The organism is Flavobacterium sp. TR2, assembly GCF_025252405.1.
In the GTDB taxonomy this organism is placed as follows: domain Bacteria; phylum Bacteroidota; class Bacteroidia; order Flavobacteriales; family Flavobacteriaceae; genus Flavobacterium.
Genome location: NZ_CP104307.1, coordinates 3,229,686 through 3,247,237, shown reverse-complemented (window position 1 = coordinate 3,247,237; position 17,552 = coordinate 3,229,686). Strand labels below are relative to the sequence as shown.

The following is a 17,552-nucleotide window of genomic DNA, read 5'->3' as shown; positions in this document are numbered from 1 at the left end:
ATCTTATTAGTGTTCTACTAGAACGCCTTCTTCTTTTTTGCTTGCCTTTATTGCTGCAACTGGATTTTTCTCACGCATTACGCCCCATTTCAAGCACGTTGCGCCCCAAGAAAATCCTGCACCAAAAGTAGTTATCAACAAATTCTGGCCTTCTTTGAAATCATCTTTAAAATCCCATAAACATAATGGCACTGTTGCAGATGTCGTGTTTCCGTAACGGTCAATGTTTACTTTTACTTTTTCAAAATCAATGCCTAAACTTTCGCCTACAGCAGTGATAATTCTCAAATTAGCCTGATGCGGAATCACCCAGTCAATTTGGTCTGCTTCCATTTCATTTTTTAACAAAGCATCTTGCGAAACCTGGCTCATTGCTGCAACGGCTCTTTTAAATACAAAAGCTCCGTCTTGTTTTAAATAGTGTGTTCTGTGCAAAAGACTCTGCATAGAAGTTGGATTTCTAGAACCTCCAGCCGGTACAGCTAAAGAAGAAACTCCGCTTCCGTCAGTTTTTAGGATTGTTTTCATTAGACCGGCATCAGATTCTGATTTTTCTAATAAAACTGCTCCTGCTCCATCTCCGAAAAGAATACAGGTATTGCGGTCTTCATAATCTACGATAGAACTCATTTTATCTGCTCCTACGATGATTAATTTTTTGTATCGGCCGCTCTCGATCATGTTTGCCCCCATTTCCAGCGCATACAAAAATCCGCTGCAGGCTGCATTCATGTCAATTCCAAAAGCATTTGTAAGTCCGCTTTTATCGCAAACTATACTTGCTGTTGGTGCTAAAATGTGATCTGGAGTTGCTGTTGCTACAAGCAAAGCTTCAATCTCATTGCGATCTACATTATAATTTTCGATAAGATTTTCGATCGCTGCTGCGGCAAGATCAGATGTTGCCGTGTCGTCGTCTGCGATTCTTCGTTCTCTAATTCCAGTTCTTTTAATGATCCATTCCTCCGATGTATCAACAGTTTCTGAAATTTTCTTGTTGGTCAGAATTGATGATGGTACGTAACCACCTATAGCTGTAATTACTGCGCTCATTGTTTTTTTGTTTTTTTAGCTTTGCACTCTTAGAACTCAATGCTTACTATTTTTTTCTTCTTTTTGACAGCTCATGATAGAGGTGAAAAATATCTTTTAGAGACGCCACAGAAAAACAATAATAGTGTTTCTTAAAGCCGATTAAATCTGCTGGCAATTGCTTTTTTTGAGAAATTAATTTTTTAAAAACCTTAACAAACTAAAAACAGTATACAAAATCCAATTAAAATAGATTAAAAACCTATACAAAGTGTTCTCTCGGCATTACTCGGTATAGAATCTTTAATTTATCTTATTTTTAAAATCATACAATGCGGTCAGTTTGCAGATAATTCTCAATTTTGGCTGTTGCCATGCTGATAAAAAACCTATCTGCATTATGTTTTTTAGAGTGTTGCAAAATTAATTTAAAAATATCTTAAACGAGCAGACAATTAAGAATAATTAACAAAACTGCCCGAAATGTTAAGAAATAATTTTGAAATTAGGCAACAAGCTCTAAAAATTATAGAATCCCTAAAATCAAAAAAAATCTGTTAAATTTTATTTTGATACCATTTCTTTAAAAAAACCTTATAATTTTTATATCATTATTTTTAAATCAAATCAATCTTTAATAATTCGGAAACGACAATAATGGGATATCAAGCCCCGCTGCCAGGATCCTCGTTTTGCTTCTGTGCACTAAAGAATCCCAAAAACCATATTTTTGAGGCACCATAATCAGAAGATCGGCCTCATAATTTTTAATTTCTTTCTTAATTTCGTTAATAACGGCATTCGATCGAACCGTTTTATACAGATATTTTACGTCTTCAAATTCTTTTTCAATATTTGAATTCATTAAAATTTTCTGCTGTTCTTCTTTCAAATCATCCAATTTATCATCGACAGTGAAAAATTCAATTTCAGCCTCAAAATCTCCTAAAGCATTTTTTATCCAACTGAATTTTTTAATAGCCGAAAAACTTAAGCTGTCACAAGCGTATAATACTTTTTTTATGTCCACAAAACGTGCATTCTGAGGAACTGCCAAAACTGGAATCTGTAAGTTCTTAATCGCTGTTGTGGTTGAGTTTCCTAATAATTCCTGCTCAAAAGAACGCTCTGCCATTCCCATTACCACAACATCTGCGTTTGTTTCCTTAATAATTTTCGGAAGTTCATCTTCCAAAAAAGAATATGTGCAGATGGCCGCTGTTTCAATTTGAAATGAGTTGGCTGTTTCTTGGGCCAAATTTTCAAGTTTTGAAATTGCCCTGTCAATCTGCTTTTGCATTGCATCTGCCGTTATATGGGAGTTTGCACTGTGTACGCTTAGAGAAAATGAATTAAATAAAACCAATTTTGCGCCTGTAGCTTTTGCCAATCCAGCAGCATAAGCAAGGGCGTTGTTTGCAATATCAGAAAAATTTGTCGCGGCGATTATAGTAAGAGGTGAAATCATAAATAAGTAATTAAGCTTTCTGCAAAATTGCCTAAATAAACCCTTTACGTCTTTTTTATATCACCGAATAATCATTTTTTACGACTCAACCGTAAAATATCATTCCTGAAAAAACAGGCTTTCCTTTTTTGTTTCTTACTTTAAAAACGATAAAATGTACGCAAATTTTAAGCGCAAAGCACACAAGAATTTTTACTCGTTGGAATTTGTAAAAACGTAAAGATCGCAAAACTGTATGCAAATAGCTCATGCAAATTGCTCGCAAAGTCTCGAAGTTTTTTACTCTCGCAGATTTAGCAGATTTATATTTTTAAATATGGAAAAAACCTGTTCTAATCTGCTTAAATCATTTAAAATCTGCGTGAAATAAACCTTTGCGACTTTACAAGATTATAAACCACAATATTTTCACACAAAGCTTTGCGAACTTAAAAACACAATCAAAATCAAAAAAAAACCTTGCGCACTTTGCGTTAAAAAAACACCAAACCCTGTACTGTCCAGTTCACCCTAAAGTTTGTCCATTTCAACAAAATTCTGATTTCGTTTTTAGCACTTTCAACGCACATTTGTACCGTTAAATAACTTTAAATATCAAAATCATGAACTCAAAAACAACAAAAATTATCTATTGGACAGGCGCAGTATTAACTTCTTTATGGTTTGGCGCAAGCGGATTTTTTGTAAAAATTAAAACCCTCAGTTCTTTAGAAGATTGAGGGTTTTAATTTCAATGGAAATGTTTTTTATAGAATTCACCCCAAACTCATCCCACCATCCATAATAACATCAGCGCCAGTCATAAAAATCGCAGCTTCACTACTTAGATATGAAACCATTTGAGCCACATCTTCTGCCCTTCCCATTTGTTTTAGCGGGACTTTTTCTACTACGACATCCATAATGCCTTTTACGGTGGCTTCGTCTAGGCCTACTTTGTTCATGACTTCGGTTTGAGTTGGTCCTGGGCTAATGGAATTTACACGAATATTTCTTGGCGCCAATTCTAAAGCCGCCGATCTCATAAACGAATTCAAAGCTGTTTTACTCGCCGAATAAACCGAAGACCCTGGCCCAGGCATACTTGCAGTATTCGAAGAAAGAAATACCACCGAAGCTCCCTCTTTCAAAATCGGAATGAATTTGCTTAAAGTGAAAAAAGCGCCTTTTAGATTCACATTCATAATATTATCATACAGCTCTTCGGTGGTTTGTTCGATCGTGCCTAAACCCGCGATTCCTGCATTGATAAACAAAATATCAACCAAACCGAAATCGGCTTTTACCTGAGCGGCTAGTTTTTCTATATCCGAAATATTCGATTGGTCTGCAGTGACGGCTGTAACGCCTAGTTCTAAAGCAGCTTTTTCTATAGCTTCTTTTCTTCTTCCTGTGATAATGACGTTTGCTCCTTGCTCTTTTAAATGTTTGGCTGTTGCGTAGCCTATTCCGCTGTTTCCGCCTGTTATAACAGCTGTTTTATTTTTTAGATTTTCCATCTTTTTGATTGTTTTAAAATTGATTTGGCAAATTTAAATTCAAAATGGTATAACTTTGTAACCAGTATCATGGAGTATACCAAACTAATTCTAACTTCTACAATGGAAAAAATTATAGCCACGAATTCACGAATTTATTTTTATAATCTTTGTCTAAAAATATAATTCGTGAGGAAAATTTTGGAAAAAAATTCGTGAATTACTTCGTCTGTCCCGTCGGTCGAGTCGTGGCGGAAAAAAATAAACAAGATGGAAAGAAACCAGAAAGAAGAAGTACAAGCGCTTCAGGACACGTTGCACGTTTTAGGCGGAAAGTGGCGTTTGCCGATCATCAATTCAATCTGTAACGGAAATCATCGTTTCAGGGAAATCGAACGCAGCATTCCGGGTATTACGACACGTATGCTCTCGCGTGAACTCAAAGAAATGGAACTGAATATGCTCATTAAAAGAACCGAAGACCGAGATGCAGAAATTCAAGTAAAATATGAATCGACGCCATATTGCAAATCGTTTGGTCCAGTCATTGAAGAAATGATCAAATGGGGAAAATCACATCGCGAGGAGATTATTCGAAATTCTTAAAAATAGTCTCCCGCAGATTTTGCATATTATACAAATCAAAAAAACTGCTTTATCAGCTGAATCTGCCAGAAAAAAAAGAGAGACGCTAAAACTGTTTTAAATACATAGAAACATAGATGCAGATTCTGTATAAAAGGCGTTTCACTTACATTAATTCACATAGTTACTATGCGTTAGAAACTAGTTTATTTTTTTATTCTCTTTACGGGTTAAAAAAATCTATCCCGAAGCCTCGGGAAATTCCTAGAAAAAAGTCAATCCAAAACTCCAGCCTATCCATCCCAGAATATCTTTGCTGTTGTTTTTAATTACAGTATAATTCTTGGTGCGATCCTGAACAAATGTAGAAGTGTTTGCGTTACCGTACTTATCTTGTTTCTCAGACCAATAAAAATTCAAAGAAGGGCCTGCTGAAATTGCTACGCCTTTACACAATTGAAAAGAAAAGGAAGAGTCAAATTTAGATAAGGAATTATAGATATCCCAATTTCCTAAATAAAGATACTGCGTGCTAAATTCGGGATTAAAAGTGAAGCGTTTCCCTAAAGAAATGTTCTTGCCTAGACCAATTCCAAAAGAAAATAGCTTTTCTTCGTCTTTTCGATCGCTTCTTCCCGCCATCAAAATCGTATACATTTTATTATCTCCCGTTTTTACCGCAAGATTTATATCTGAAATTTCATTGCTTGTAATACTGATTTTTTTATAACCGCCTTTTTTAAAGTTTAGTAAACCAAAACTGTAACCAGATGGCGAATCTGTAATGTTGACTAATCCAAATTGGACTCCTTCTAATTCTTTTGCATAATTAAAAAGTCCAGTAATTTGAGCACCGCGCACTGTGTCTTTTCCAATATTGCAAATCCCTGAAAACTGTAATCCGTTTTGTGAGCCCTTTACAGTGTTGCTAATTCCTGTAATTTGAAGCCCTTTTGAATCTTTATAGACGTTGTTGTAAATACCGCTCATTTGCAATCCAATTTGCGAGCCTTTCACACTATTATGAATACCGCTTATCTGCAATCCTCTTAAATTGCCAAAAACATTATTATAGATTCCAGCTAACTGAATTCCGTTTACAGAACCTCCCACAGTATTAAATATTCCAGCCATTTGAAGCGCATCGACATTCATACGGTTAATATTATAAAGCCCAGCCATTTCTAATCCGCGAACTCCTGCATTATAGCCTCCCAAAATATTTAAAGAAAAATTATTGACAATTTGAGTATTCAGCATTCCTCGTGTACTGATACTCGGAATTAGAGAAGCCTGCACGGGAACTTGAGAAATAAATCCACCCAGATTGAGCGATTGTATTTTTTGTTTGGAAGAAATAAAGAAGCGCCCAATTCCTGATCTTTCAATGGCAGAAAAATCGCCATCGATATAATCTGTTTTATTCTTTTTGTCTCCCATCTGGATTTTAATTTCAGAAAGAAACACCATCGACACCGTTTTATAATTCTCCTTAACTGCTGTCAGTTCTATGGCTTGGGGTGCATTTTTTAATCGAAGTTCAAAAAAACCATCTTTATTGGTCAATGTAGACAGCAGTGCATTTTTCTCCAATACACTAACATTCTCAAGGCGGTTGTTCGTTTTTGTATCGATAATATAACCGACTACAATTTGCTGTCCGTCACTCATAACGGTATTTTTCTCTAATACAAGAGCCAATTCTAAAGGAGCATAACGCACAATAATATATCCTGGCGATTCTTTAAATTCATATTTGGCACCTAGCAACTGATCTAAAACTCCTTTTATAGTAGTATTATCAGCATGAATGCTAACGATACTATCTTTTACCGCCAGTTTGCCATAATAAGCAAATCTAAAACTTCCCTTTTCTTCCATTAAGTCCAAAACACTGCCTAATGGTTTCTTGTCTGCACGAACAGATATTTCGTTTTCTAATATTGATTGCGCATTTCCTTTAAAAAAGACGCTCGAAATGATAAAGAAAATGACTGTAAAAACAAGCTTTGTGTTACTTGGCATATAAAAAAGGGATATGATAATTTAATGAATTAAACTTTGGATCCAATGATTGAGTTTTCAAAAATACCTCAATTCCTATATTTTCAATAAACATTTTTATACTTTTTTACTTCTTTTTTCTTACTAACATGAAGCTGCTTCTAATAAAAGTATTCACAAATGACATTAGCAGTATTACAACGATTTAGTTGAAAAACAGCAATAATAAGCGTGTTTTTTACACATAAAAAAGTATCACAATAAAGACCAAAAGTGAACTATTTCACCCCTCATTTTTCAGCATTTTTCTCTAACTTAGCGCTCTACATTTTGAAATGTAAGATTAAAATAACCATTGTTTTGCTGCAAAACATTGAATGAAAAAGAATTACCATACTTTCTCTTACTTTTTGCTGCTAAAACATTTCTTCTAATAATTTAGTTAATTGAAAACTATGAGCAAATTTGATTTTGGAATTGTAGGACTCGGTGTAATGGGCCGTAACTTACTTTTAAATATCGCCAGCCATAACTTTGCGGCTGCTGGTTTAGACTTAGACACCGAAAAAGTCAATTCTCTTCAACAAGAAGCCGATGCAAATCACACTATTGAAGCTACGACAGATGTAAAGCATTTTGTTGAGCTTATTCAGCAGCCAAGAGCGATTATGCTATTAGTTCCTGCTGGAAAACCGGTTGACAGCGCTATTGCAAGTTTATTGCCTCACTTAGATAAAGGAGACATTATAATTGATGGCGGAAACACTTATTTTACTGATACAGACAGAAGATTTTTAGAGCTTTCTGAAAAAGGAATCCACTTCTTTGGGATGGGAATTTCGGGCGGAGAAAAAGGGGCTCGTTTTGGTCCTGCTATGATGCCAGGTGGAGATCAAAAAGCGTATGAAAGACTGCGTCCTATTTTTGAAGCAATTGCTGCAAAAGTAGATGGAGAACCTTGCGTTGAATATTTAGGAAACGGTTCTGCTGGAAACTATGTAAAAATGGTTCACAACGGAATTGAATACGGAATCATGCAACTGATCTCTGAGATTTATGACTTGATGAAAAGAGGTTATAACTTGGATGACGAAACGATTCAAAAAACTTTTGCCGAATGGAATCAAACCGATGATTTAAGATCGTATTTGATTGAAATTACCGGAAACATTTTAAAACAGAAAGATGAAGACGGAACGCAATTAATCAACAAAATCTCAGATTGGGCAAGATCTAAAGGTACAGGAAAATGGACTTCGCAAAATGCAATGGATTTACAAGTTCCAGTTCCAACTATTGACGCAGCGGTTAATATGCGCGATATGTCTAAAACTAAACCTGAAAGAATTGAAGCTGCCAAAAAATTAGTTTGGAACTCAGCCGAATCAAATATTCCTCAAAGCGAAGCAATTGCAGCTTTAAAATCGGCTTTGTATTTTTCTATCGTCGTGACTTATGCTCAAGGTTTAGCACAGCTTCACACGGCTTCTAAAGAATACAATTACGGATTAAATCTAGAAACGGTTGCTAAAATCTGGCGCGGAGGATGCATCATTCGTGCTACAATTTTAGAAGATTTTAGAAAAGCGTATGTTGCAAAATCAGATTTGCCAAACTTGCTTTTAGATGGCGGAATCGCTTCAAAATTAACAGAAAACCAATCAGGAATGAGAGCGGTGATTCAGTTTGCAGTTCAAAAAGGATTGCCTGTTGCAGGGTTAATGAACTCGCTTGCTTATTTTGACGCTTACCGTTCTGCTAATCTCCCAACCAATTTAATTCAGGCACAGCGTGATTATTTTGGAGCGCATACTTACGAGCGTATCGACAAAGAAGGCGTTTTCCATACACAATGGGCTGAATAACAACTTAAAACAACACAACTAAACCACACAATGACTAAAAATAAACTAAAGAATCCAACAATCATTGTTATTTTTGGAGGAACCGGAGACTTGGCAAAGAGAAAACTCTTTCCCGCTTTTCAAAATCTGTACCTTGATGGACGTATGTCTGAAAAGTTTCAGATTATTGCTCTCGGAAGGGCAGAAAAAACCAATGAAGATTTTCGCAGTTATGTTTTAGATAACCTGAATCTTTTTTCAAGAAAAAAAGGAATTGCAGATCCAGAAACAGAAAAGTTTCTTTCGCACATCACCTACCACAGTCTCGATATTGACAAGGAAGAATCGTACATCGGATTAAACGAAAAAATCAATAATTTTGATCTGGCTTTTGGCGAGCGCGCTAACCGCCTTTTCTATCTTTCGATTACGCCCTCTTTTATTTCGACAATTTCAAACAATATCAAAAAAATTGGACTTGCCGCAAATCCGAAACAAGATCGCATCATTATTGAAAAGCCGTTTGGTTACGATAAAGCCTCTGCAATTGAATTGAACGAAATGCTTTCTCAGACTTTCAAAGAAGAGCAGATTTATAGAATCGACCACTATTTAGGAAAAGAAACCGTTCAGAATATTCTAGCTTTCCGTTTTGGAAATTCGATGTTTGAGCCATTGTGGAGCCGTAATTTTATTGATTTTGTCCAAATTACCGTGGCGGAAGAAGTTGGAGTTGAAGAACGCGGCGGATTCTATGAAGGTGTCGGAGCATTAAAAGATATGATTCAGAATCACTTGCTGCAGATTTTATGCATGACCGCTATGGAAGCGCCTGCATCACTAAACGCAGACGACATTCGTAATCGTAAAGCAGATGTTTTAAAGTCAATTCGTCGTATTAAACCAGAAGAAGTCGATCATTATATCGTGAGAGGCCAATACGGTGCAGGCGAAATAAAGGGAGTTCCTGTTCCAGGTTACCGCCAAGATAAAGGCATCGCACCAGATTCTAACACTGAAACTTACGTGGCTATGAAGATTTATCTGGACAACTGGAGATGGCAGGGAATTCCGTTCTATCTGCGTTCTGGAAAAAGAATGGAAGAAAAACAATCTTCGATCATTATTCAGTTTAAGCCAGTGCCGCACTCTTCATTTTCTTATGGAAAAGAAGGCATGACACCAAACCGACTAATTATCAATATTCAGCCTGCAATGGACATTAAACTGCAGTTTATGACCAAAAAACCGGGACTTTCGCTAGCCTTACGTCCAGCTGAAATGGTTTTTGACTATTTTGCCTGTTCAACCATGTCTCCAGAAGCTTACGAAACATTAATTGCCGATGCTTTGGCAGGAGATCCGACCCTATTCATGCGCTGGGATCAGGTGGAAGAAGCTTGGGACGCTATCGATACGATTCAACAGGTTTGGAAAACCACGCCTCCAACCAATTTCCCAAATTACAAAGCAGGAAGCTGGGGACCTGAAGAAGCCGACGAATTACTGGCAAGACAAGGCCACAAATGGATTCCGAATACACAAACAAAAGAAGAAATTTTAAATGATACAGATACACAATAATACAGAAGAAATTAATAGTGCCGCTGCAGAAATTTTTGTCGATTCTGCACAAAAAGCTATTGCCGCAAAAGGCAAATTTACAGCGGTTCTTACAGGAGGTTCTTCTCCTGCGGGAATCTACAAATTATTGGCTTCTGACGCTTACAAAAACAAAATAGACTGGAGTAAAGTTTATATTTTTTGGGGTGATGAAAGATGGGTTCCATTAAATGATGATTTGAGTAATGCTAAAATGTCTTATTCAACCTTATTGAGCCACGTTCCTATCCCTAAGGAAAACATTTTTGAAATGTACAAAGATGACGTTACACCTGAAAATTATGCAGCTGAATACGAAAAGTCTATCAGAACTGTTTTAGGCGAAGAAGGCAAATTTGATCTGATTTTATTAGGAATGGGAGACGACGGACACACAGCTTCTCTTTTTCCAGGCGAACCAGTTCTGCAAGAACAGACCAAATGGGTTGATGCCTATTATTTAGCTCCGCAAAAAATGCATCGCATCACGCTTACGGCACCATTAATCAATAAAGCAGAAAAAATTGTAGTGGTTGCTTTTGGAGAGAAAAAAGTTCACGCTTTGAAAGAAGTGACAACTGGCGAATACAATCCGACGCTCTATCCAATGCAATTGATTAAACCTGTTTCTGGCGAATTATTGTTTTTAGTAGATAAAGTCGCTGCAGGAACAAACTAAGAAATTGTTTTGTTTTACACAATACAAGGTCTATGCTGAAAAGTGTAGGCCTTATTTTTTTTTCCTCTTTGTTTCTCTCGCAGATTTGGCAGATATTGTAATTAAAAAATCTGCTGAATCTGCGAAATCTTCGGAGAACTATACACTCAAAGCAAATCAAAACAGACTACAAAATACTGAATAACAAATAATTACATAAACTTATTTCTTTTTTATTTAATTTTGTTTAATACTCTCCGTATCAAATCATTATAATACAAGCATCATTTTTCTCCTTTCGAGCTTTTACACTGATTATATAATTTCAAATCTATTTGGTGATGAAATATAATTACTTTCTAATCGCGGTTTTTCTTCTTTTTGTTTGCTGTAAAGAAAAAAACACAGAACCCAAAACAGTTAAAGTCAGCGCTTCGCAAGGGTGCTATATCCCGAAAACGAACGATAAAGATTGGTACACCCAAAACAAAAAAGCGCCAAAGTTTAAAGGTCTTGATGGAGTGAATTTTAAAATTACGACCAATAATCCCGAAGCGCAAGAATATTTCAACCAAGGAATGATGCTTGCCTATGGATTTAATCATGCTGAAGCTGCGAGATCGTTTTATGAAGCCAGCCGTTTAGATCCAAATTGCGCCATGGCATATTGGGGATTTGCGTATGTTTTGGGCCCGAATTATAATGCCGGAATGGAAGAAGATAATTTTCAGCGTGCTTATGATGCGGTTCAAAAAGCCAAAAAACTTTCTGCGAAATGTTCTCCAAAAGAAGTTGCGATGATTGATGCTTTGTCGGTGCGTTATGCTAAAAATCCTCCTGCGGACAGAAAACCATTGGATACAGCTTATGCCGCAGCCATGAAAAAAGTCTACTTTAAGTTTTCTTCTGATCCTGATGTTGGTGCACTCTATGCCGAATCTTTAATGAATCTGCATCCTTGGGATTTATATGAAAAAGATACCGAAGTGCTCAAAAAATGGACACCACAAATATTGGCTGTTTTAAACGAATTAATTAAAAAGAATCCCAAACATCCCGGTGCCCATCATTTTTTAGTCCATGCTGTAGAAGCTTCTCCACATCCAGAAAACGGACTCAAAAGCGCAAAATTATTAGAAACTTTAGTTCCAGGATCGGGACATTTGGTGCATATACCTTCTCATATTTACATTCGCACAGGAGATTATCACGAAGGCACACTTTCTAACATTGAAGCTGTCCGAATTGATAGTTTGTATTCCACCGCCTGCAATGCACAAGGCGCTTATCCTCTCGCCTATTATCCGCACAATTATCATTTTTTGGTAGCAACGGCTGCTTTAGAAGGAAATTCAAAATTGGCTTGGGAATCTGCACAAATATTGCAGAAGCATATGTCGCCCAAAATTATGCGTGAAGCTGGCTGGGGAACTCTACAGCATTATTACAGCATTCCGTATTATATAGCCGTAAAATTCTCAATGTGGGATAAAATTATGGCGATTCCCAAACCCGACAAAGATCTCGTTTATCCAAATGCAATTTGGCATTATGCAAGAGGAATAGCATATCTCGGAAAAAATGATATTGCCAATGCCGAAAAACAGCTTGCTTCTCTCAAAGAATTAGCCAAAGACAAAACTTTAAAAGACGTTACCATTTGGAATATCAATACCACATACGATCTTGTACAGATTGCTACTAATGTACTTTCAGCAGGAGTTGAAGCTAAAAAAAATAATTTAGATAAAGCTATTGTTCTTTTAAACAAAGCTATAGCAATTGAAGATCAATTAAATTACAACGAACCACCAGATTGGTTTTTCTCCGTTAGACATTATTTAGGAGCTGTTTTAATCAAAGCAGGAAAATACGCCGAAGCAGAAAAAGTATACAAACAAGATTTACAGACGCTCCCAAAAAACGGCTTCGCCCTAATCGGACTTTATAATGCTTTAACTTTTCAGAAAAAAGAAAAAGAGGCTTTGCAAATTAAAACCTCTTTTGACAATGCGTGGCAATATGCCGATTTTGAGATTAAGGGTTCTTCTAGTATTTTGGAATGAACTGACTTTTAGTAATTTTTCCTTAATTTATTTTTTTAGAAGTAATCGTAAAAAGTCGGAGACTTTTATCGGGTTTATAGTTTCTAAGACCAAAAAAAAATGCGCAAAGTCGGAGACATTTGCGCAGCTTTTTAATTCCAGTTTGGAACTCTTTGCAGAGCGAGAAGAACAACTACTCGCTCAACAATACCTCATAACTTATCTCTTTACATTTTATTATAAACGCTGAATTGGGATTTTCTTCTAAGTAATCGAAATGATCGATTGGAAAAAAATCAATTGTTATTAAATCATTTTCATTATTAATATAAATTTCATCTAAGAATAAACTCGGATTATCATTGAATTGATTGAATTTCAAAATTTCGATTTTTTTTAAAATTAATTTTATTATTTCCTTTTTATTCCCCTTTTTTATGTTAAAACAACTCAAAATAATTTCTATAATACTCTCTGATGTTTTTGAAATAGGAGTAAAATTTACTTTTTCTATAAAACTATCAGGAAATTTTGCGTACTCGGATGTGATTTTTTCTAACATAATTATTTACCAAATTTAATTAACCCAGAGCTCCCCGAAGTCTTCCTCACCAGTGCTGCGCAAATGTCTCCGACTTTGCGCCACTTCTAATTCTCTAAAAAACAAAAACTCCTAAAAAGTCTCTGACTTTAAACTAGTACAAATTATAAAGATTTATAGACCCCCCAGCTCCCCGAAGTCTTCCTTACCAGTGCTACGCAAATGTCTCCGACTTTGCGCCACTTCTAATTCTCTAAAAAACAAAAACTTCTAAAAAGTCTCCGACTTTAAACTAGTACAAATTATAAAGATTTATAGATTTCGGATCTAACACATTTACTATTGGATTATCAGCTTTCTCAATTTCCCCAGCTCCCCGAAGTCTTCCTCACCAGTGCTGCGCAAATGTCTCCGACTTTGCGCTACTTCTAATTCTCTAAAAAACAAAAACTCCTAAAAAGTCTCTGACTTTAAATTAGTACAAATTATAAAGATTTATAGATTTCGGGATACTAATCGTTAAATCTAAATTTCAAATTACTTTAATTATTATTCAAAATTAAAGGAACCTTATTTGAAATTATTGTTCCCAGCTCCCCGAAGTCTTCCTCACCAGTGCTGCGCAAATGTCTCCGACTTTGCGCCACTTCTAATTCTCTAAAAAACAAAAACCTAAAAAGTCTCTGACTTTAAACTAGTACAAATTATAAAAATTTATAGACTTCGGATCCAACACATTTACTATTGGATTATCAGCTTTCTCAATTTCCAATAAGCCTGAATTGCTTACATAGTTACTTGCACTCGAATAAATATAATCTAAAGCTTTTGCCACTAGTCCGGCTCTCACAGGATTCAAATGTACATAATGCAACTTTGACCACATAAATTCTAAAGAATAAATTTCTTCAGCATGGTTTCCGTACTGCCAAAACTGGTATCTTTTATTTCTCTGATGGCCTTCAGCTGCAAGTTCAAAACGTTGCAGCATCCATTCTTTCCTGCTTTCAGGACTATTTTGAATTTTTTCTAAAATATTTTTTGCAACAAACTTTTTAAAATCTCTTATCAAATCTGACAGTTTTCCATCTTCAGATTGTATTATTAAATGAATATGATTACTCATAATCACGTAACCGTATAAAATCATTCCTTTGTTTTTAATGCAATAATCTAGAGACTCTATAACTATATCGCGATAACATTGACGCGTAAAAACATCAATCCAGTCTACAACTGTAGGCGTAATAAAATGCGGCAATTTCTGATCTCGAATAACATATCCTTCTTTCATTTTTTTATTCAAAAATAATGATTTTTCTTACTTATTGTATCTTTAAGAAGAAATCGCAAAAAGTCGGAGACTTTTATCGGGTTTAAGTTTCTAAGAGCAAAAAAAATTGCGCAAAGTCGGAGACATTTGCGCAGCTTTTCAATTTAAGTTTAGAACTCTTTGCAGAGCGGAGTTCATAATTTATAAGACAAAAAAATGCGCAAAGTCTAAGAGACATTTGCGCAACTTTTTCAATTCAAGTTTAGAATTCACTCTTCAAAGAGCGGGAGAAATCGCAAAAAGTCGGAGATTTTTATCAGGTTTATAATTTCTGAGACAAAAAAAATTGCGCAAAGTCAAAGACATTTGCGCAGCTTTTTAATTTAAGTTTAGAACTCTTTGCAGAGCGGGAGACATTTGCGCAGCCTTTTAATTTAAGTTTAGATTTTTTTGCAGAGCGGGGGCTGGGGGGCTACTGTAGTAAACACTCCCACCCCAAAAAAACAGCTTTATCAGTATTCGTAGCTGGTCAGTCTATTTAAATTTAGAACTCTTCGAGGAGCAGGGCTACTTCTGTAGTCAGATCTTGTATTACAGACCATTTTTGACTATTCAAAAAAGAATCAACATTCCAATCCTTATCCTCAATATCTTGCAAAAGAACAAATAGCCGTTCCAATTTAAATTTAACTTCACCGTCAATCAAGTTTTCTGAATGCAGTTTATTAAGATTAATAGGATTCATAAAAGTATAAAAATCTCCTTCTAATTCTTCCAAATTAAATTCAATTAAATGATTTCTTTCATTAATGTTAACAGAGTTTGGAACTATCATTAATTTTAATGTATTCTCTAAAGACTTATAGATACTCATTATATTGTTATCTTTTTTTTGCATAAAATATTCTTGATTTATCATTAGCTGTTGCTCTATAACGTTCCCAGCTCCCCTAAGTCTTCCTTACCAGTGCTGCGCAAATGTCTCCGACTTTGCGCTACTTCTAATTCTCTAAAAAACAAAAACTCCTAAAAAGTCTCCGACTTTAAATTAATACAAGTATAGAAATTTATTGATTTGGATTCCAAAATTTACTGATGAAATATCAGCTTTTTCATTTTCAGATAAGCTTAAAGCATTCATACAATTCCTTTTATTCAAATAAATATATTCAATCTCCTAAAAACCAACCTCAATTATTATCAAATTTTTAAATCTCATGGTTTTTAGAATAATTTTAAGAAACCTTATTTTTCAAATTACTATATTTGGCGCACGTTAAACAAAATAAATACTCTTTTTAAGGAGCAAGATTATAACTACCGCTGCACTGAATGAAACCCATGAAGTTCATATATATCGTCCTACTATCGCTGCTTTGCTTTTTCAGAGGCACCGAAACGTATCAGCCGATTTATCATTTCAGCAACTGTATTGCTTTAGATACTGTTGCGGCAGACGATACCCAGATTTTTTCTTCTGACTTTTCTTCTTCTAAAAACCTAGAAGTTCATTATAAGCTTAAAAAGAAAATGAAATGCAGAGCGACTACTTTGGAACAAAGTACGATCAAAGCTCCGTATCTCAGCAATTTGGTTAATTTCAAGCTTTATAAAGAAAGCTTAATCTATGGTATAGCTTCAATATACCACATTGAGAGACATCCTCACCTTCATTTGTACCAACTTTTCTAGGCTGCAAAATTTCGTCGTTTTTATATTCTAGTATTCTGGAACAATACCTCATTTGCATATGTGATTGAGCTGTTATTGCTATAAAAACATTTCTCTAAAACGGTACTTTTTCAAATAAAAACATCCGTACACCTTATTATTTTCAAAATCCAAATACATACTCCCGATATTTAGTGTCAAGGGAGCACATCTATTTATTCAAAAATTTAAACCTAATGATGAGCATTTATAAAAATAAATTTCTTTTATGCACCTTGGCTTTATTCGTTTTAGTCTCGTGCGGCGATAAAGCAAAAAAAGATTCAAACAACATAAAAACGGTTCCTGTTTATAAAGTAACTTTAAAAGACACCATAGTTTCTAGCAAATTTGTTGCCGATGTGCACGCTAAAAACAATGTAGAAATTCACGTTCGCATTCCCGGTCTGTTAGACAAAGTGTACGTTAGCGAAGGTCAAAAAGTAAAAAAAGGACAAATCCTTTTCAAAATAAGCGATGTTGAGCTTCAGATTCAGCTACTGAAAGCCGAAGCCGTTTACAAAAATTCAAGAGCAGATTTAAGAATTGCAAATGTAGAATTGGAACAAGCTCAAACACTTTTCAATAAAAAAGTAATTGCAGACAAAGAATTAGAATTATCTAAAGCAAAATATGAAGCCGCTTCCGCGAAAGTAGCGCACGCAGCTGCAGAAAAAAAAGCTATCAACCAGCAGATCAGCTTCACCACGATCCGCGCACCTTTTGACGGAACAATCGATCGTATTCCGTTCAAAGAAGGAAGCTTGGTAGAAAACGGTTCGTTACTGACCACTGTTTCTCAACTGGATGATGTTTATGCTTATTTCTCAATTCCTGAGAACACCTATTTCCAAATGATGAAAGACAAAACTTTCAACACGCAGGGCGATATTAAATTGGTATTGCCAAACGGACAAGTTTACGATCAAAAAGGAGAATTAAGAACCGCTGATGGCGAAATCGACAGACAAACAGGTTCTATTCAATACAAAGCAAAATTTCACAATCCGCAAGGGTTTATCAAACACGGAACTTCTGGCAAGCTGATTATTTCAGAGCCAAAAACCAATGCAATTTTAATTCCGCAGAAAGCTGTTTTTTCTATTCAAGACAAGCAATATGTTTTCCGCGTGAACAAAGATGGAGTAGTTAAAATGACGAATGTTACGATCGAAACCACTCTAGATGATGTGTACATCTTAAATGAAGGTCTAAAAAGCGACGATCTGATTGTACAAGAAGGTACGCAATCATTAAGAGACGGCGATAAAATCAACATGAAACAAATGTAGGTTATCGACCTGTAAAACAG

At 35.4% G+C, this 17,552-nt stretch carries 14 protein-coding genes; 7 read left to right on the top strand and 7 right to left on the bottom strand.

The window, feature by feature from the left end:
* Window positions 1–6: 6 nt before the first annotated feature.
* From N4T20_RS14285 to N4T20_RS14275, 3 genes are all read right to left on the bottom strand, one after another.
* Complete coding sequence (locus tag N4T20_RS14285; RefSeq protein ID WP_260669806.1) at window positions 7–1,053, bottom strand: beta-ketoacyl-ACP synthase III; 1,047 nt, start codon at window positions 1,051–1,053, stop codon at window positions 7–9.
* Between the two features lie 613 nt (window positions 1,054–1,666).
* Window positions 1,667–2,500, bottom strand: a complete 834-nt coding sequence (locus tag N4T20_RS14280; protein ID WP_260669805.1) for a universal stress protein — start codon at window positions 2,498–2,500, stop codon at window positions 1,667–1,669.
* A 755-nt stretch (window positions 2,501–3,255) separates the two neighbouring features.
* Entirely contained in the window at window positions 3,256–3,999 is a 744-nt protein-coding gene (locus N4T20_RS14275) for an SDR family oxidoreductase (protein WP_260669804.1), read from the bottom strand.
* Between the two features lie 249 nt (window positions 4,000–4,248).
* Here N4T20_RS14275 and N4T20_RS14270 point away from each other — a divergent pair, with 249 nt between their 5' ends.
* Window positions 4,249–4,584 (top strand): winged helix-turn-helix transcriptional regulator, encoded by a 336-nt coding sequence (locus tag N4T20_RS14270; protein WP_008463411.1) that lies wholly within the window; start codon window positions 4,249–4,251, stop codon window positions 4,582–4,584.
* A 243-nt stretch (window positions 4,585–4,827) separates the two neighbouring features.
* On the opposite strand, the gene N4T20_RS14265 is transcribed toward N4T20_RS14270, so the two are convergent.
* Window positions 4,828–6,588: a carboxypeptidase-like regulatory domain-containing protein gene (locus N4T20_RS14265; protein WP_260669803.1), complete on the bottom strand. Its 1,761-nt coding sequence runs from the start codon at window positions 6,586–6,588 to the stop codon at window positions 4,828–4,830.
* Window positions 6,589–7,022: 434 nt separating this feature from the next.
* Between N4T20_RS14265 and gndA the strand changes: the two genes are divergently transcribed.
* From gndA to N4T20_RS14245, 4 genes are all read left to right on the top strand, one after another.
* Window positions 7,023–8,432 carry an NADP-dependent phosphogluconate dehydrogenase gene (gene gndA / locus N4T20_RS14260; RefSeq protein WP_260669802.1) on the top strand — a complete coding sequence of 470 codons (1,410 nt, stop codon included), beginning with the start codon at window positions 7,023–7,025 and terminating at the stop codon, window positions 8,430–8,432.
* Between the two features lie 30 nt (window positions 8,433–8,462).
* Complete coding sequence (gene zwf / locus N4T20_RS14255; protein ID WP_260669801.1) at window positions 8,463–9,995, top strand: glucose-6-phosphate dehydrogenase; 1,533 nt, start codon at window positions 8,463–8,465, stop codon at window positions 9,993–9,995.
* Window positions 9,976–10,692, top strand: a complete 717-nt coding sequence (gene pgl, locus N4T20_RS14250) for a 6-phosphogluconolactonase (RefSeq protein ID WP_260669800.1) — start codon at window positions 9,976–9,978, stop codon at window positions 10,690–10,692. Before zwf ends, pgl begins: the two co-directional genes overlap by 20 nt.
* A gap of 320 nt (window positions 10,693–11,012) precedes the next feature.
* Entirely contained in the window at window positions 11,013–12,737 is a 1,725-nt protein-coding gene (locus N4T20_RS14245) for a hypothetical protein (RefSeq protein WP_260669799.1), read from the top strand.
* Window positions 12,738–12,909: 172 nt separating this feature from the next.
* Here the strand turns inward: N4T20_RS14245 and N4T20_RS14240 are convergent, their stop codons facing one another.
* The 3 genes from N4T20_RS14240 to N4T20_RS14230 form a co-directional block, all read right to left on the bottom strand.
* Window positions 12,910–13,278 (bottom strand): hypothetical protein, encoded by a 369-nt coding sequence (locus tag N4T20_RS14240; RefSeq protein ID WP_260669798.1) that lies wholly within the window; start codon window positions 13,276–13,278, stop codon window positions 12,910–12,912.
* Window positions 13,279–13,951: 673 nt separating this feature from the next.
* Window positions 13,952–14,551, bottom strand: coding sequence for an REP-associated tyrosine transposase (locus N4T20_RS14235; protein WP_260669797.1), 600 nt, complete (start codon window positions 14,549–14,551; stop codon window positions 13,952–13,954).
* Window positions 14,552–15,074: 523 nt separating this feature from the next.
* A complete protein-coding gene (locus N4T20_RS14230) occupies window positions 15,075–15,404 on the bottom strand; it encodes a hypothetical protein (protein ID WP_260669796.1) in 330 nt (109 codons plus the stop codon).
* A gap of 467 nt (window positions 15,405–15,871) precedes the next feature.
* Between N4T20_RS14230 and N4T20_RS14225 the strand changes: the two genes are divergently transcribed.
* Both N4T20_RS14225 and N4T20_RS14220 read left to right on the top strand, forming a co-directional pair.
* Complete coding sequence (locus tag N4T20_RS14225; protein ID WP_260669795.1) at window positions 15,872–16,222, top strand: hypothetical protein; 351 nt, start codon at window positions 15,872–15,874, stop codon at window positions 16,220–16,222.
* Window positions 16,223–16,437: 215 nt separating this feature from the next.
* Window positions 16,438–17,532 (top strand): efflux RND transporter periplasmic adaptor subunit, encoded by a 1,095-nt coding sequence (locus N4T20_RS14220; protein WP_260669794.1) that lies wholly within the window; start codon window positions 16,438–16,440, stop codon window positions 17,530–17,532.
* Window positions 17,533–17,552: the final 20 nt, after the last annotated feature.

Coding starts and splice junctions, on each gene's coding strand:
- N4T20_RS14285 (WP_260669806.1), bottom strand. CDS start 1,053: ATGAGCGCAGTAATTACAGCTATAGGTGGTTACGTACCATCATCAATT.
- N4T20_RS14280 (WP_260669805.1), bottom strand. CDS start 2,500: ATGATTTCACCTCTTACTATAATCGCCGCGACAAATTTTTCTGATATT.
- N4T20_RS14275 (WP_260669804.1), bottom strand. CDS start 3,999: ATGGAAAATCTAAAAAATAAAACAGCTGTTATAACAGGCGGAAACAGC.
- N4T20_RS14270 (WP_008463411.1), top strand. CDS start 4,249: ATGGAAAGAAACCAGAAAGAAGAAGTACAAGCGCTTCAGGACACGTTG.
- N4T20_RS14265 (WP_260669803.1), bottom strand. CDS start 6,588: ATGCCAAGTAACACAAAGCTTGTTTTTACAGTCATTTTCTTTATCATT.
- gndA (WP_260669802.1), top strand. CDS start 7,023: ATGAGCAAATTTGATTTTGGAATTGTAGGACTCGGTGTAATGGGCCGT.
- zwf (WP_260669801.1), top strand. CDS start 8,463: ATGACTAAAAATAAACTAAAGAATCCAACAATCATTGTTATTTTTGGA.
- pgl (WP_260669800.1), top strand. CDS start 9,976: ATGATACAGATACACAATAATACAGAAGAAATTAATAGTGCCGCTGCA.
- N4T20_RS14245 (WP_260669799.1), top strand. CDS start 11,013: ATGAAATATAATTACTTTCTAATCGCGGTTTTTCTTCTTTTTGTTTGC.
- N4T20_RS14240 (WP_260669798.1), bottom strand. CDS start 13,278: ATGTTAGAAAAAATCACATCCGAGTACGCAAAATTTCCTGATAGTTTT.
- N4T20_RS14235 (WP_260669797.1), bottom strand. CDS start 14,551: ATGAAAGAAGGATATGTTATTCGAGATCAGAAATTGCCGCATTTTATT.
- N4T20_RS14230 (WP_260669796.1), bottom strand. CDS start 15,404: ATGAGTATCTATAAGTCTTTAGAGAATACATTAAAATTAATGATAGTT.
- N4T20_RS14225 (WP_260669795.1), top strand. CDS start 15,872: ATGAAGTTCATATATATCGTCCTACTATCGCTGCTTTGCTTTTTCAGA.
- N4T20_RS14220 (WP_260669794.1), top strand. CDS start 16,438: ATGATGAGCATTTATAAAAATAAATTTCTTTTATGCACCTTGGCTTTA.